1 pseudogene is annotated in these 1,690 nt (G+C 56.9%); it reads right to left on the reverse strand.

Annotated elements, in window-relative coordinates:
- Positions 1 to 1,690, reverse strand: a pseudogene (locus D3222_RS24465) (hemagglutinin repeat-containing protein); the annotation flags it as partial.

Genomic DNA, 1,690 nt, shown 5'->3' on the forward strand with positions numbered 1-1,690 from the left:
GGCAATCACGGCGGCTTTGCCGTCCTGCGCGGTGTTATTCAGCGTGCCCGTCTGGAGGGCGAGCCGGTCGCCGTAAATGCGCCCGGTGCCGGTATTGTTCAGGGTGTTGGCCGTGAGATGGGTCAGACCGCCGTCAATCAATCCGGTATTGTTCAGCGTATCGTGGACCTGGATTTGCGTTTGCCCGGCGCTGATTTCACCGGCGGCGCTGTTGGTGAGATTTTGCGCACCAAGATGCAGCGCCTGACCGGCTTTTATCTGGCGGTCATTGAAGAGATTGCCGGTGGTTTTCAGGGTCAAATTGCCATTGGCCGCGGTGTTGCCGGTATGGTGAAAATCCTTGGTTAAAGCAACCGCCATATCGCCCTGCGATAACAGTTGGCCGTCACCGCTGAGGGCCTCGGCGTTAATATCCACCTGCTTCCCGGCAATTAAGGTGCCCTGTGGGTTGTTAATCTCCAGATGCGGTTGCTGAGTCTCGCTGTTGATAGTGAGCTGTTTGCCTGCGGAGGCCAGTCCCTGGGTATTATCCAGAGTCTGGCTGATGTTTGCTTGCAGGCGGTTAGCTGCTCGTAAAGCGCCCTGGCGGTTGTCCACCTGTTGGGCGTTGACCGTCAGGTTTTGTGCTTCCAGCCCGTTATCCGCCTGCGCCGTGTCGCGGTTAATCAGGTGAGCGGTGTTCAGGCTGAGTTGCGTGCCGCCACGGATAAGGCCGCCGGTGTTATCGGTTTGGGTTTCAACATGAAGTTGAGTGTCACCCACCGCCTGCACCTGTCCCTGACGATTGTCGAGCCGTTGGGTTTTCAGGTTGAGAGTCTCTGCCGACAGCAATTTACCGTCCCGGTTATCGGTTTGCGCCTGTCGGGTGTCGATAACCAACTGTCCGCCTTGCAGATGACCGTGGCGATTGTCCAGCGGGCCGCTGGTAATGGTGGTTTTGCCCTCACTAATGATTAAGCCGTTTTGGTTATCCAGTAACTGCCCGCCGGTGTCGATACGGAGGGTATTGGCGGATTGTAAGGTCCCCTCGCGGTTGGTGAGTTGTCGGCTGTGAATGTCCAGCCCCCCGTTGCCGGCTAAATTGCCCGCCCGGTTATTTAAGGTCTCTTTGGCGGTCAACGTCAATGCGCCATTTTCAGCGGCAATGATATTGCCGTGGCGATTATCGACGGTGGTCGCCTGAATGTTCAGGTGACCGTTACCGGCCAGGGTGCCGCGCTGGTTATCCAGCAGCCGAGTGGTAAGGGACAGCGTGTCCTTGCCCTGTTGTTGCATCACCCCGTTTTGATGGCTCAGGATGTCGGCATTGACGGTAATCTGCCCGGCCTGAGTTTCAGCCTGATTCAGTTGCAGTTCACCGGCGTGTATCGTCAGGGCGCCATTGGTGAGTAGTTTGCCCTTATCACCCAGCCAGCGCTGGCTGTTGAGTGACAGTTTGCCGTTGCCCGCCAGTTGCACTGTGCCCTGAGTGTTATCTGCCTGACGCGCAGTGAGATGCAGGTCCTCGCCCTGACTGGCAATGTTGCCCTGATGGTTGTCGAGCTGGTCTGTGGTGAGGATCAACCGTTTCCCTTGATTGAACACTGTCCCTTCACGGTTATTCAGGGTGCGGGTATAGAGCGTCAGTTCACCGCTCCCTGTCTGGTTAATTTTTCCTTTCAGGTTAGAGATATCCGGCGTCGTGAGGTGG

The organism is Photorhabdus sp. CRCIA-P01 (assembly GCF_003545805.1).
GTDB classification, from domain to species: Bacteria; Pseudomonadota; Gammaproteobacteria; order Enterobacterales; family Enterobacteriaceae; genus Photorhabdus; species Photorhabdus antumapuensis.